The sequence below is a fragment of the Sphingobacteriaceae bacterium GW460-11-11-14-LB5 genome, assembly GCA_002151545.1.
GTDB lineage: Bacteria > Bacteroidota > Bacteroidia > Sphingobacteriales > Sphingobacteriaceae > Pedobacter.
Map to the genome: position 1 here is coordinate 3,258,018 of CP021237.1, position 13,625 is coordinate 3,271,642.

Sequence of the window (13,625 nt, forward strand, 5' to 3'; positions counted from 1 at the left end):
GAGAAATCTTTGTACTATGATAAAAGATTTCTCCACTACGGTCGAAATGACGATATCATGCCTTAAGCCAATGCCTGCTCAATATCGGCCAAAATATCGTTGATATGTTCTAAACCGATCGATAAACGGATAGAACCTTGTTCAATACCCACCTCATTACGCTGTTCTTCAGTAAGTTTACTATGCGTACTGGTAGCTGGGTGTGTTGCAATTGAACGGGTATCGGCTAAATTTGCTGAGATCGAGAACATTTGCAGGCCATCCATAAATTTACGCGCAGCATCGATACCCCCTTCAACCACAATGGTTACAATACCACCACCCTGTTTCATTTGCTTTTTGGCAATATCGTACTGAGGGTGTGATGGTAGAAACGGATACTTAACCAGTTTAATTTTCGGGTGTTTTTCTAAATATTCGGCAACCTTTAAAGCATTTTCGCAATGACGGTCCATACGGATGGCCAGAGTTTCTAAACTTTTAGATAAAATCCACGCGTTAAAAGGTGATAATGCTGGTCCGCTGTGACGGGCAAAACCTATTACATCGGCGATTAATTCTTTAGTACCTAAAATAACGCCGCCTAACACACGTCCCTGACCATCGATATATTTAGTAGCCGAGTGGATAGAAATGTGTGCACCAAATTTAATAGGTTGTTGTAGATATGGTGTGGCAAAACAATTATCGACCACTAATAATACGTTGTGTTTTTTAGCCAGATCGCCCAAAAATTCAAGGTCGATAATGTCGATACCTGGATTAGATGGGGTTTCTACAAAGATCATTTTGGTGTTCGGCTTAATTAAAGCTTCCCAATCCTGTGGTTTATCTAAATCGGCATAATCAAAAGTGACGCCCCAGTTAGAAAAAACATTGGTTAATAATTGGTGTGTAGAACCAAAAACCGATCTGCTGGAAACCAGGTGATCACCATTTTTCAGGAAAGCACCAAATGTGGTGAAAATAGCCGCCATGCCTGTAGCGGTGGCAAAACCATCTTCAGCGCCCTCTAACAGGCACATTTTCTCGATAAACTCTGATGTATTTGGATTTGAATAACGGCTATATACATTCCCCTCTTTTTCGTTTGCAAACAAGGCACGCATTTCTTCGGCATCCTCAAACTTATAACTCGAAGTAAGATAAATAGGCGATGAATGTTCTTTGTGTAAACTGCGTTCTGTTTGAGTGCGTATAGCTATGGTTTCAAAATTTTCGGATTTCATTGTATTGTAAGATATGTGTATTGAGATGTGAGATACTATTTGAGATGTGAGATTTGAGATATGAGATTGAACCCTACACCTTAAACCTCCCCCTACACCTTATTTATTTTGTAAGTAAAATTAATGGTTGCAGAGCGGCCTAAGATATTCGATACCGAGCAATATTTATCGAAGGTCATTTGTAGTGCACGCTCCACCTTTTGAACGCTTAAATCGCCAAATAAATCAAAGTGAATATCAATGACGTCAAAAATCGGCGGCATTTCTTCATCTTTCCTGGTTGCTTTAATCGCTATTTTAACATCATCAAGCGGTTCTTTCTGTTTGGTTAATACGTTTACCATATCAATGCCACTGCAGCCGCCTAATCCAATCAGTAACATCTCCATAGGCCTGAAACCTTTTCCTTCGCCACCAATGGCAGCCTTTGCATCCAACTCTACAGTAAAACCGCTCTCGTTTTCTGCTTCAAAATTAAATTTACCGCTCTTGCGGATCAGATTTATGTTCATATTAATCGTACTGAGTATTAAGTATCAGGTATCAAGACCTTAAGCCTTCTACCTTCCAACCCTCTACCTTAATTTAAATATTATAAAATACTAAGTTATTTTCTTCCAGTTCGGGCAATTTAACCGGATGGTCGAAAATTGCAAAAACCGACGAACCGCTGCCGCTCATTAAAGCGAATGTTGCGCCTGCATCGTATAAACTGGTTTTTATTTGACGAATTTGGGGATACTTTGCGAATACCGATGGCTCGAAATCGTTGATAACCTTATTTTTCCATGTTGTTGGGCACAAATGTATGATTTCTTTTAACGATTGCAAAGGTTTTTGCGGTTTTACCTGCGCATAAGCATCGGCCGTACTCACGTGTACAGGCGGTTTTACCAAAACTTTAAACCAGGCTGACAAATCTATTTCGCACTTTTCAAATTCGTCGCCTTTATTAAACGCGTAAACTGGTTTATTCTCGATAAAAAAAGCACAGTCTGCCCCTAACTGACGGGCGTACCCTTCCATCTTATCAACCGACATTCCTAAACTGAATTTCTCATTCAATAATTTAATCAGGAAAGCACAATCTGCCGATCCGCCACCCAAACCTGCTCCCACAGGGATATTTTTCAATAAATTAATCTGCTGTGCCGGAATATCATATTCCTTTTTTACGAGTTGAAAGGCTTTAACACACAGGTTATCATTCGCATCGCCGGGAATATCAATGCCGTGGATTTTGCAGGATGTTTCTTCCGCATCGGTAATTTCGACCGAATCCTTAATATTAATCGGATAAAAAACCGTTTCGAGGTTATGGTACCCATCAGCACGTTTTTTGGTGATATTTAAACCAAGATTTATTTTTGCGTTGGGAAAAGATAACATTTTAGTCGTGAGTCTATAGTCAATAGTCCTGAGTCCATAGTGCCAAAACCAGCAACCGGCACATTTTGCAAACATACAAATTTTATGTATGTCCCGGCTTCACGTCGGGACTAAGCCCAATCAATGTTAACAATTAGGCAGTGTGTATAAAAATGATTCTGAACACCTGATAAATTTTAGATATTTGTAAATTATCAGAACAGTATGAAGCAATATTTAGATTTAATGCAGCATGTGCTTGATCATGGCGCTCAAAAGCACGACCGTACGGGAACCGGAACCATAAGCGTTTTTGGTTATCAGATGCGTTTTAACCTTCAGGAAGGTTTCCCGATGGTGACCACAAAGAAACTGCACTTAAAATCTATTATACATGAACTGATCTGGTTTTTAACCGGCGAAACCAATATTAAGTACCTAAAAGATAATGGCGTAAGGATCTGGGATGAATGGGCCGACGAAAACGGCAATCTGGGACCTGTTTATGGTTCGCAATGGAGAAGTTGGCCAGCACCCGATGGACAGCACATCGATCAGATCACCAATATTATCAATACCATTAAAAACAACCCCGATTCGCGCAGGATTATTGTTTCCGCCTGGAATGTGGCTGAAATCGAAAATATGGCTTTGCCGCCTTGTCATGCTTTTTTCCAGTTTTATGTGGCTGATGGAAAATTAAGTTGCCAGTTATATCAGCGCAGTGCCGATATTTTCTTAGGCGTACCTTTTAACATTGCTTCTTATGCTTTATTGACCATGATGGTGGCACAGGTATGTGGTTTAGAGGCCGGAGACTTTATCCACACCCTTGGCGATGCACATTTGTACAATAACCATATCGAACAGGCCAACCTGCAATTAAGCCGTGAGCCAAAACCGCTGCCCACCATGAAAATCAACCCTGAGGTGAAAAGTATATTCGATTTCAAGTTTGAGGACTTTACATTGGAGAATTACGAAGCGCATCCGCATATTAAAGGAATAGTGGCGGTATAACCCCCCCAGCCCCCTGAAGGGGGAGCTAAAGACATGAGGGAAAAGATAGCAATAAAACAATAATATAGAGATTAAGCACTACACATGAACGATGGAAATTCAAGTTCCCCTTTAGGGGCGGATGGGTTGAACGATGGAACGGAAAAGCCCCTTCAGGGGTTGGGGTTATCCATCGCTGTAGCAGTAGGCGAAAATTTTGCAATAGGCAAAAACAATCAGCTTTTATGGCACATGCCGGCCGATTTAAAGTTTTTTAAACAAACCACATCGGGGCATACCGTAGTAATGGGTCGCAAAACATTTGATTCTGTAGGCAGACCATTGCCAAACCGCAGGAATATTGTGATTACCAGAGATCCGGATTTAAAAATTGAAGGCGTTGAAGTAGTAAACAGTTTAGATGAAGCTTTAGCCATTACCCAAAAGGAAGATAAACCCGTATTTATTGTTGGTGGCGCTGAAATTTACAGACAAGCCTTGCCAAAAACACAAACCCTATATTTAACCACCATCCACCATAATTTTGATGCGGATACTTTTTTCCCTGAAATTGACCGCAACGAATGGAAATTAATAAGCAGCGAACCGCACCAGGCCGACGAAAAGAATAAATACGATTATACTTTTGAGGTTTTGGAAAGAATTTAATTCGTTAGGTCGTCATTGCGAGGAGGCTTTTTCAACCAACGAAGCAATCTCAACGCTTTAGCAAACCGCGATCGTTGTAAGATTGCTCCCCCGAAAGGTCGGGACAGGCTGTCGTTCCTCCTCGCAATGGCGTAATCTCAAAGAAGCGCTTCTTCCCTTGCCAGCTAAACCCGATATACGTTGATGCCCCCGATTTTTCTATCGGTGCAGAAACATTAGCGGGACCGAACCAAAGCCAAAAGTGCTGCACCTGCTTTTCCCAATCATGATAGCATCAAAATGCAGGTATTTAGTAAAAGGATTAGCAGACAAAAAATGAGATTATTGCCCGATAAAAATTAATGTTAATAAATTATCAATTAAGGGGTTCTATAATTTAAAAATTTAATTAGATTTGCCGACTTGTTAAAAAACAGCGAAAGACAAAATTATTTTAAACAAACAATGCAAGGAAAAGGTTTTATTAAGTTTATAGCGATAGTATTAGCTATCGTTTGTGCGTACGCACTTTCTTTTACTTTGGTAGCATCCAAGGTAGAAAAAGACGCAAAAAACGCTGCGAAGGGTGATTTAGCCAAAGAAAAGGCTTACTTAGATTCGATGAGTACCGTGAAAGTTTATCCTGTAGTTGGATTTACTTATCAAGAGGTAAAAGCGAAAGAGATTAATTTGGGTTTAGACTTAAAAGGCGGAATGAACGTAACGATGGAGATATCGTTAGCGGAGTTGGTTAAATCATTAGCGGGTAACCCTACTGATGCTAACTTTAACAAAGCCGTTCAGAATGCACAGATCCAGTTAAATGCCGGTGGTAAAGATTACATCAAAATTTTTGTTGATGAATTCGAAAAATTAAGCCCTGGAGTAAAACTTGCAGATTATTTTTCTAACCAGGATAATGCATCTCAGTTAAAACCTAGCGCAAGCAATAGCGATGTTGAATCTTTCTTAGAAAAAGAAGCAACCAGCGCGATTGATCGTTCATTTACAGTTTTACGTTCACGTATTGATGGTTTCGGCGTAGTGAGTCCGAACATGCAAAAACAAGAAGGTAGTAACCGTATCTTAATCGAAATGCCAGGTGTACAAGATAAAGAGCGTATTGCTAAACTTTTACAAGGTTCTGCCGAATTACAGTTCTGGCAAGTATACCAGGTACAGGAAGTTGCGCCATTGTTAGAAAACATTAATAAAATTTTAGCTGCAACATTAAAAACTGATGCACCTGCAACTAAAGATACAACAGCTGCTCCTGCTGCTGGTGGTAAATTAGCCGGTTTAGAAAAAGCTGCGACTAAAGATACTACTGCTAAAGGTGGCAAACTTGCTGGTTTAGGTAAAAAAGATACCAGTGCGGTTAAAGCCGAACTGATTAAATCTAACCCATTATATGCTGTTCTAAACCTTCCAATTTATCAGGGCGAAAACGGACAACAACAATTAATGCCTGGTGCAGTTGTGGGTATGTCGCTACAAAAAGATACTGCAAAGGTTAACGCTTATTTAAAACTTCCTGAAGTTGCTGCATCTATTCCATCTACGATGAAATTTATGTGGAGCGTTAAACCTAGAGAAGGTTCGAAAATTTTCGAATTGTATGCAATTAAAGTGGTGAGTGCTGATGGTAAACCAGATTTAGGTGGTGAGGCAATCAGTGATTCTCGTGCTGACTTTGATCAAAAAGGTAAACCAGAAGTAACCATGTACATGACCAGTGAAGGTTCTGCTAAATGGAAAAAAATTACTGCTGAAGCTGCCGCTGATCAAAACAACAAAAAATCTATCGCCATTGTATTAGATAACCAGGTTTATTCTGCGCCTACCGTTCAGAACGAAATTGCTGGTGGTGTTTCATCAATCACCGGTAACTTTACTCAGGCAGATACTAAAGATTTATCTAACATCTTAAAAGCTGGTAAATTACCTGCTCCTGCGCGTATTGCCGGTAGCTACGTAGTTGGTCCAACTTTAGGTGCACAAGCTATTCACGATGGTTTAATTTCATTCGTAATTGCCTTTATCGTAATCTTAATCTTCATGGCGTTGTATTATCACCGTGCGGGTTGGGTTGCTAACTTTGCATTGTTAATCAACTTATTCTTCATCATTGGTATTTTGGTATCACTTGGTGCAGTATTAACCTTACCTGGTATTGCTGGTATCGTATTAACCATTGGTTTATCGGTAGATGCAAACATCCTAATTTTTGAGCGTGTACGTGAAGAGCTTGCCCATGGCAAAAACACGGCTACTGCAATTAAAGAAGGTTTTAAACATGCAATGCCTTCAATTATTGACTCAAACGTTACCTTATTCATTTTAGGTGCTATCCTTTACGTTTTCGGTAGCGGCCCGGTTCAAGGTTTCGCAACTACATTATGTATCGGTATCCTTTCTTCATTATTTGCAGCTGTAGCCATTTCGAGAGTAGTTTTCGAATCGTTATTAAACCGCAAAATCGATGTAAGTTTCGATAACAGCATTACCCGTAACGCCTTTAAAAACATCAGTTTCAACTTCGTTGGCCGTCGTAAAATTTACTACGTAATCTCTACCATCATTATTATTGCCGGTATTGGTATGTATTTCAAAAATGGCGGTTTAAACTTAGGTGTAGACTTTAAAGGTGGCAGAACTTATTTAGTTCACTTCGATAAAGCAGTTAACACTGAAGATTTAAAAGCTAAGTTAAACCCTGTTTTCGGTAACGAAACGCCTGAGGTTAAAACTGCAGGTGAAGATAGCCAGGTAAAAATCACCACTACTTTCCACATCGAAGATCAGGACATTAAAACTGATAAAGTTGTAGAAGACGCTTTAAACAAAGGTTTAGCCGGTTCTAAATATGAAATCGTAAGTTCACAAAAAGTAACGCCTATCATTGCAAGTGATATCGTAAACGGTGCATTCTACGCAGTATTGATCTCATGTTTATTCATGTTTATCTACATCGTGGTACGATTCAAAAAATGGCAGTATGGTTTAGGTGCGGTAATCGCATTGTTCCATGACGTGTTAATGGTATTATCTTTCTACACTATTTTAGATGGTATTATGCCATTCTCTTTAGAAATTGGTCAGGATTTTATCGCGGCAATTTTAACGGTAATGGGTTACACCATGACAGAGACCGTTGTTGTATTCGACCGTATCCGTGAGAAACTAAAAGAATCTGGTAAAGAAGATTTACATGGCGAAGCGCGTAACAACTTAATCAACTTCGCATTGAACAGTACTTTAAGTCGTACCATCTTAACCTCATTAACCGTATTCTTCGTGTTATTGGTAATCTTTATTTTCGGTGGCGATAGCATCCGTGGATTCATCTTCGCATTGTTAATCGGCCGTATCATTGGTACATATTCATCATTATGTATCTCTACTCCTATCGTAATCGATTTGGGTAGCTCAGCTGAGAAAAAATAAGAGATTAATTTTCTTAAAATATATAAGCGCTCCGATTTATCGGGGCGCTTTTTTTATGCGCTTTTTTGTTACCAAGAAGGCACAAAGAAACACAAAGTGGTCTGTTTTATTTTTTGGTTTTTGAAAAGCAATACCTGTAGCTCTTCGGTTCCGATAGCCCTGCTGTTCGTTTTATCCCGATGAAGGATCGGGATGCCCACTACCATCAGGTTTAATTAACTTAAAGTGGTGCTTAAGAACCTACAAAATCCATGTTCGTCATACCAGCGTTATATCTTCATGATTAAATCAGAATAACTGCCAAAACCTCACTTTTTAAACCTTTTGGCTATCTTTTTGTTACATTAGCAATAGATAAACCGATACAAAATGGATTTAGAACTTCCTAAAAGCGAATACCCTAGAGTAGTTATAGTTGGCGGTGGATTTGGCGGAATTGAGTTAGCTAAACGATTAAAAAACAAACCCTTTCAGGTGGTGATGCTCGATAAACATAACTACCATACCTTCCAGCCCTTACTTTATCAGGTAGCTACAGGCGGTTTAGAAGCCGATTCGATTGCTTTCCCTTTACGCAAGATTTTTAAAGGTCAAAAGAACCTGATTTTTCGCGTGACCAAGGTGACCGAAGTAAATGCTGCCGAAAATTGTTTACAAACCGATATCGGTAGAATCAATTACGATTATCTGGTGATCGCCACAGGCTCTACCAGTAACTTCTTTGGCAATAAAGAAATTGAAGCCAATTCAATGCCCATGAAATCAATTCCGGAAGCATTGGATTTAAGAAGTTTGATTTTACAGAATTTCGAAAAATCGCTGATTGAAAAAGATGCAGATAAAAAGAGTGCCCTATTAAACTTTGTGGTAGTTGGCGGTGGTCCAACAGGAGTTGAAACCTCCGGAGCCATTGCCGAGCTGAAAAAACACGTTATTCCGAACGATTATCCCGAAATGGATTTTAGTAAGGTGAATATTTACCTCATCGAAAATTCGCCGGAATTATTGGGCGTCATGTCGCCGCAGGCACAGCAAAAAGCAAAAGATTTCCTTACTGATATGGGCGTTCAGGTAATGAACGAAACCAGGGTACTAGGTTACGACGGTCATACCCTAACCTTACAGGATAAAGCGCCAATTTTGAGTGCTACGGTAATTTGGAGTGCGGGTGTTAAAGGACAAGTACTGGCTGGTTTAGATAAAGCAGAAATTGTTCGTGGTGGTAGATTGAAAACGGATACGCAAAATTTAGTGGTGGGTTACCCAAATGTATATGCCATTGGCGATGTTGCCGCTATTATTGATGAGGAAACCCCAAATGGCCACCCGGGGGTTGCACCTGCCGCCATCCAGCAAGGACATCACCTGGCCAAAAACCTGATCAACATTAAAGAAAATAAACCTCTAGAGAAATTTAAATACTTCGATAAAGGCTCTATGGCAACTGTAGGTAGAAACAAAGCGGTGGTAGATATTGGCAAAGTCCGTTTTCAAGGGGTTTTCGCCTGGTTTACCTGGATGTTTGTTCACTTAATGACTTTGGTGGGCTTCAGAAACAAAATTATTGTTTTCGTAAACTGGGTGTGGAGTTATTTCAGTTACGATAGAGGAACGCGTTTAATTATCAGAACCTTTGCCAAAGACCGTAGTGTTGATTATAGGAATGAGGTACCGACAGTAAAAGAAGAAGTTAAGGTTTCTTAGTCTTTAGTCTTTAATCTTTAAGGTAACTTTGATGATAAAAATTTGTTTCCTGTTTCTTCTTTTCTTTGCGAAAAACTTTGCGCATTTTGAGGTTAAACCAAAAACATGAGCCAAAACAACTTCAAATTAGTAGAATGTCCACGTGATGCCATGCAGGGACTACACGATTTTGTTCCAACCAAACTTAAGGCCGAATATTTAAACCTTTTGTTACAGGTTGGTTTCGACACGCTCGATTTTGGAAGTTTTGTGTCGCCAAAAGCCATTCCGCAAATGGCCGATACAGCCGAAGTTTTGGCACAATTGGATTTAAGCAATACTTCTACCAAACTTTTGGCCATTGTAGCCAATTTAAGAGGCGTAGAAGACGCTGTAAAACATCAAGCGGTAAATTACCTTGGTTTTCCATTTTCGATCTCAGAAACCTTCCAGCAGCGCAACACCAATTCAAGTATCGCACAATCATTAAATACGGTGGAAGAAATGCTCTCTTTGTGCGCCAAAAACAATAAAAAAGCAGTGGTTTATCTGTCAATGGGTTTTGGTAATCCTTATGGCGACAAATGGAATTACGAAATTGTAGAAAAGTGGGCTGATGTACTGGTAAGTAGAGGAGTCGAAATTTTGTCGTTAGCTGACACAGTAGGCATTTCGACACCGGAAAAGATAGAAAATATTCTTCCTAAACTCATTTCCAGGTTTAGCAATACAGAAATTGGCATTCATTTGCACTCCACTCCTGCTGAGCGTTTCGAAAAGATAGAAGCGGCTTATCATTCGGGCGTAAAACGTATTGATTCGGCTTTAAAAGGTTTTGGTGGCTGCCCTATGGCTGCAGATGACCTCACCGGTAACATTGCAACCGAAGATGTAATTACCTTTTTGAATATGAAAGGAGAAAAGTTGAATCTGAATATGGATAAGTGGAACGAGGCGATGGTTTTATCAGGGAAGATATTTGGGTAAGCCTATTTTTCGCCACGGAAGCACCGATTTACACGGAATAAGTATTACGATCTTTTAACATTAAGTGAATATCAAAGATCATCCACATGTGGATTTCAGTGGTAGTTAGTTAAAATTAAAAGGAAGAGTGAATTTCACATCAATAAACTTTCCATCTTGCTTACCGGGCTCCCATTTTTTCATCAATTTTACAACACGGACAGCCTCAGCATCTAAAAGTGGATGAACACTATTAATTACTTGCGGATCGATAACATCACCATCTTTGGTTACAGTAAAGCGAACAACTACTTTACCTGTTACTCCCTCTTTTTCCAATTCCCTTGGGTATTTTGTATTTTTTGAAATAAATTCCATAAGTGCAGAAATTCCCCCTTTATAAGATGGTGCCCGTTCGATGAATGCCATTCCTTTTTCACCTGTTATTGAATTTGTTACCTTAACAACATCAGGGCCTTTTTTTAACTCACCACTTTCGTCCCATTCTGCAACTTTAATCATTTCGTTTTGCTTAAATACAGATTCCATTTTTTTCTTTCCATCTGGGTAAAACCAAACGAAATTTCCATTTTTAATATCAGGATTAAGTGAAGAATAAGTTCCCTCCATTTGAATTGCACCTGTGTTATAAAAATCTTTTATAAAGAAACTTTTATGATCTGTATCCTCTTTTATTACTCTATAGTAATGTTTATTTGCCTTATCGGTTTTTACCCATTTTGAATCAAAATAGACTGTATCAATTTTCTGGGCCTTTGATGCCATTACCATTCCAAAAAATGATAATGTCAAGAGTATTCTTTTCATTAGTGCGAGCAAGGTATTTTACGATTAATTTAGTTTATAGTGAGACCAATACTATTTTTTCAGTCTAATTAGATTGTATCCGGGCTATTGGCTTAACTTAAGTAGCAAAACTGGTATTTAAAACTTAAACCTTTTTCACCATTTTAAAATGCTGTATCCCGGCTTCCTCAAATTGCTCGCCTTCAGCTACAAAACCAAATTTGGCATACAAACTCATGGCATCCAGTTGCGAATTCAGGTAAATATAATGCGCATCCTCCGGCAAATCAGATAAAGCTTCTGCTATGAGCGCACGGCCAACTCCCTGTCCTCTAAAATCTTTTAAAACCGCAAAACGTTCTAACTTGTAACCATTATCCGTTTTACGCCATCTGCAGGCACCACAAGGCTGTCCGTTACTGGTAGCCAGAAAATGTACCGACTCCTCTTCATGTTCCCATTCCAGTTCCGGCGGACAGTTCTGTTCTTCTACAAATACAATCTTACGGATAGCAAATACTTTATCTAAATCTTCGGGATGATTAACTTTTTGAACTTGTAGACTCATTATCGTGGTGTTTAAAGTGTTTATTCGATTTTAATTTCATTTCATTAAGCTCTTTGGCCACATCAATCGAATGCGAGCAATGAATATCGGCCTCTTTTTTGGCAAGTGTGGCAATCGTAACGTAAAATTTATGCAATTGGTCTAATTCTTTTTCACTCAGGTCTTCAATATCTACCATGCGGTTGCTGGCGCCTTGCTGTGCCGCAATCAGTTCATTTAATTTTAGCTGAATGGCTTTACCATCTTTATTCTGTGCCTTTTGGATTAAAAAAACCATTAAAAAGGTAATGATGGTGGTACCCGTATTAATCACCAATTGCCAGGTTTCAGAATAATCGAAAAGCGGACCTGTTACCGCCCACAGAACTACAATTGCCGTAGCGGCTATAAACGCAACAGAACTACCGGTAAACTTGGTTGCTGCATTTGCGAATTTCTCGAAAAAATTATTTCTTTTGGTATCCTTTTTAGATTTTGCCATTACAATTTGTTTGCTTAAATATACCATAAAACAAACAAAAGCGCCATAAGTTTTTAAACCCATGGCGCTTTTGTTTTTAGTTGAAAAGTTGTAATGTTAAAATTGTTGCAACGTTAAAACCTTTCAACTTTACGACATTTTTTACTCCCTTAAAGCTTGTCGTTTACATTAATACAGTTTAGATCTTCGAAAGCAGTAGTTAAACGCTTCACGAAAGTTTCTTCACCTTTACGTAACCAAACGCGTGGATCGTAGTATTTTTTATTTGGTTTATCATCACCATCAGGGTTACCAATCTGGCCTTGAAGATAAGCTTCGTTCTTTTTGTAGTATTCTAAAATACCTTCCCAAAATGCCCATTGCATATCGGTATCGATATTCATTTTAATTGCACCATAAGAAATTGCTTCCCTGATTTCTTCCTGGGTAGAACCAGAACCACCGTGGAATACAAAATTGATTGGTTTCTCTGCAGTTAAGCTAAATTTTTCTTTGATAAAATCCTGAGAGTTTTTCAAAATTACCGGTTGCAATTTTACGTTACCTGGTTTATAAACACCGTGTACGTTGCCAAAAGCAGCAGCCACAGTAAAACGAGGCGAAACTTTACTTAATTCTTCGTAAGCATAAGCCACTTCGCTAGGCTGGGTATATAATTTAGAGCTGTCTACATCGCTGTTATCCACACCATCTTCCTCACCACCTGTAACACCAAGTTCGATTTCGATAGTCATATTCATTTTAGCCATGCGTGCTAAGTATTTAGCAGAAATTTCCATGTTTTCTTCGATCGACTCTTCCGATAAATCCAACATGTGTGATGAAAACAAAGGTTTTCCGGTTTCAGCGAAGAATTTTTCACCGTGGTCTAAAAGTCCATCAATCCAAGGCAATAATTTTTTAGCGGCGTGGTCAGTATGTAAAACCACGGCAACACCATAATGCTCTGCCAATAAATGTACATGTTTAGCTGCCGATACAGCACCTAAAATACATGCTTGCAATTTCTCATTATCTAAAGATTTGCCGGCATAAAACTGTGCACCTCCATTAGATAATTGAATCATAACAGGCGAATTTACTGCCTTAGCAGTTTCCAATACCGCATTAACCGTATTTGTACCGGTTACGTTAACTGCTGGTAAAGCAAACTGATGTTTTTTAGCCTGCTCAAACAATTCTTGAACGGCATCTCCGTAAATTACGCCTTTGTAGCCTTTTAAACTCATTTCTTGTTAATTTTATTAAGTCCGAAGTTATAAAAAAAAATAACATTCCAAGCTTTTCTGACAACAGAATTATTTGCCTAGCAGCAAAATAAGGCCTATTTAGTGTAAAAAACACATTATCCTTAGTGTAAAAAAGACACACTTAAGTTTACAATTCGCAGTTGGCCATAAGCAAATACCAGTTTTCAATTATTTCAACA

Annotated in this window: 12 protein-coding genes; 5 read left to right on the forward strand and 7 right to left on the reverse strand. The window is 38.9% G+C overall.

The features are described from left to right. Positions 1-62: 62 nt before the first annotated feature. From CA265_13085 to CA265_13095, 3 genes are all read right to left on the reverse strand, one after another. Positions 63-1,229 carry an O-succinylhomoserine sulfhydrylase gene (locus CA265_13085; GenBank protein ID ARS40544.1) on the reverse strand — a complete coding sequence of 389 codons (1,167 nt, stop codon included), beginning with the start codon at positions 1,227-1,229 and terminating at the stop codon, positions 63-65. A 92-nt stretch (positions 1,230-1,321) separates the two neighbouring features. After that, positions 1,322-1,741 carry an osmotically inducible protein OsmC gene (locus tag CA265_13090; protein ID ARS40545.1) on the reverse strand — a complete coding sequence of 140 codons (420 nt, stop codon included), beginning with the start codon at positions 1,739-1,741 and terminating at the stop codon, positions 1,322-1,324. Positions 1,742-1,814: 73 nt separating this feature from the next. Beyond that, positions 1,815-2,618 (reverse strand): 4-(cytidine 5'-diphospho)-2-C-methyl-D-erythritol kinase, encoded by an 804-nt coding sequence (locus tag CA265_13095; protein ID ARS40546.1) that lies wholly within the window; start codon positions 2,616-2,618, stop codon positions 1,815-1,817. Between the two features lie 204 nt (positions 2,619-2,822). Here CA265_13095 and CA265_13100 point away from each other — a divergent pair, with 204 nt between their 5' ends. The 5 genes from CA265_13100 (at position 2,823) to CA265_13120 (ending at position 10,361) form a co-directional block, all read left to right on the forward strand. Further along, entirely contained in the window at positions 2,823-3,617 is a 795-nt protein-coding gene (locus tag CA265_13100) for a thymidylate synthase (protein ID ARS40547.1), read from the forward strand. Between the two features lie 159 nt (positions 3,618-3,776). Then, on the forward strand, positions 3,777-4,265 hold the full coding sequence (locus CA265_13105; protein ARS42978.1) for a dihydrofolate reductase: 489 nt from the start codon (positions 3,777-3,779) through the stop codon (positions 4,263-4,265). Between the two features lie 444 nt (positions 4,266-4,709). Next, entirely contained in the window at positions 4,710-7,691 is a 2,982-nt protein-coding gene (locus CA265_13110) for a protein translocase subunit SecDF (protein ARS42979.1), read from the forward strand. 369 nt (positions 7,692-8,060) lie between these two features. Next, a complete protein-coding gene (locus CA265_13115) occupies positions 8,061-9,395 on the forward strand; it encodes an FAD-dependent oxidoreductase (GenBank protein ID ARS40548.1) in 1,335 nt (444 codons plus the stop codon). A gap of 105 nt (positions 9,396-9,500) precedes the next feature. After that, positions 9,501-10,361 carry a hydroxymethylglutaryl-CoA lyase gene (locus CA265_13120; protein ARS40549.1) on the forward strand — a complete coding sequence of 287 codons (861 nt, stop codon included), beginning with the start codon at positions 9,501-9,503 and terminating at the stop codon, positions 10,359-10,361. A gap of 105 nt (positions 10,362-10,466) precedes the next feature. Here the strand turns inward: CA265_13120 and CA265_13125 are convergent, their stop codons facing one another. The 4 genes from CA265_13125 to CA265_13140 all read right to left on the reverse strand — a co-directional run bounded on the left by CA265_13125 (position 10,467) and on the right by CA265_13140 (position 13,425). Further along, on the reverse strand, positions 10,467-11,168 hold the full coding sequence (locus tag CA265_13125; protein ARS40550.1) for a hypothetical protein: 702 nt from the start codon (positions 11,166-11,168) through the stop codon (positions 10,467-10,469). A gap of 124 nt (positions 11,169-11,292) precedes the next feature. Further along, positions 11,293-11,715 carry a GNAT family N-acetyltransferase gene (locus CA265_13130; GenBank protein ARS40551.1) on the reverse strand — a complete coding sequence of 141 codons (423 nt, stop codon included), beginning with the start codon at positions 11,713-11,715 and terminating at the stop codon, positions 11,293-11,295. Beyond that, positions 11,690-12,196 (reverse strand): hypothetical protein, encoded by a 507-nt coding sequence (locus tag CA265_13135; protein ID ARS42980.1) that lies wholly within the window; start codon positions 12,194-12,196, stop codon positions 11,690-11,692. The genes CA265_13130 and CA265_13135 overlap by 26 nt, the downstream gene beginning before the upstream one ends. A gap of 149 nt (positions 12,197-12,345) precedes the next feature. Continuing rightward, positions 12,346-13,425 carry a class II fructose-bisphosphate aldolase gene (locus tag CA265_13140; GenBank protein ID ARS40552.1) on the reverse strand — a complete coding sequence of 360 codons (1,080 nt, stop codon included), beginning with the start codon at positions 13,423-13,425 and terminating at the stop codon, positions 12,346-12,348. Positions 13,426-13,625: the final 200 nt, after the last annotated feature.

Bases quoted from the DNA above. Each gene is read 5' to 3' on its own strand.
- CA265_13130 (ARS40551.1), bottom strand. From the start codon at position 11,715: ATGAGTCTACAAGTTCAAAAAGTTAATCATCCCGAAGATTTAGATAAA.
- CA265_13085 (ARS40544.1), bottom strand. From the start codon at position 1,229: ATGAAATCCGAAAATTTTGAAACCATAGCTATACGCACTCAAACAGAA.
- CA265_13095 (ARS40546.1), bottom strand. From the start codon at position 2,618: ATGTTATCTTTTCCCAACGCAAAAATAAATCTTGGTTTAAATATCACC.
- CA265_13090 (ARS40545.1), bottom strand. From the start codon at position 1,741: ATGAACATAAATCTGATCCGCAAGAGCGGTAAATTTAATTTTGAAGCA.
- CA265_13125 (ARS40550.1), bottom strand. From the start codon at position 11,168: ATGAAAAGAATACTCTTGACATTATCATTTTTTGGAATGGTAATGGCA.
- CA265_13135 (ARS42980.1), bottom strand. From the start codon at position 12,196: ATGGCAAAATCTAAAAAGGATACCAAAAGAAATAATTTTTTCGAGAAA.
- CA265_13100 (ARS40547.1), top strand. From the start codon at position 2,823: ATGAAGCAATATTTAGATTTAATGCAGCATGTGCTTGATCATGGCGCT.
- CA265_13140 (ARS40552.1), bottom strand. From the start codon at position 13,425: ATGAGTTTAAAAGGCTACAAAGGCGTAATTTACGGAGATGCCGTTCAA.
- CA265_13110 (ARS42979.1), top strand. From the start codon at position 4,710: ATGCAAGGAAAAGGTTTTATTAAGTTTATAGCGATAGTATTAGCTATC.
- CA265_13115 (ARS40548.1), top strand. From the start codon at position 8,061: ATGGATTTAGAACTTCCTAAAAGCGAATACCCTAGAGTAGTTATAGTT.
- CA265_13120 (ARS40549.1), top strand. From the start codon at position 9,501: ATGAGCCAAAACAACTTCAAATTAGTAGAATGTCCACGTGATGCCATG.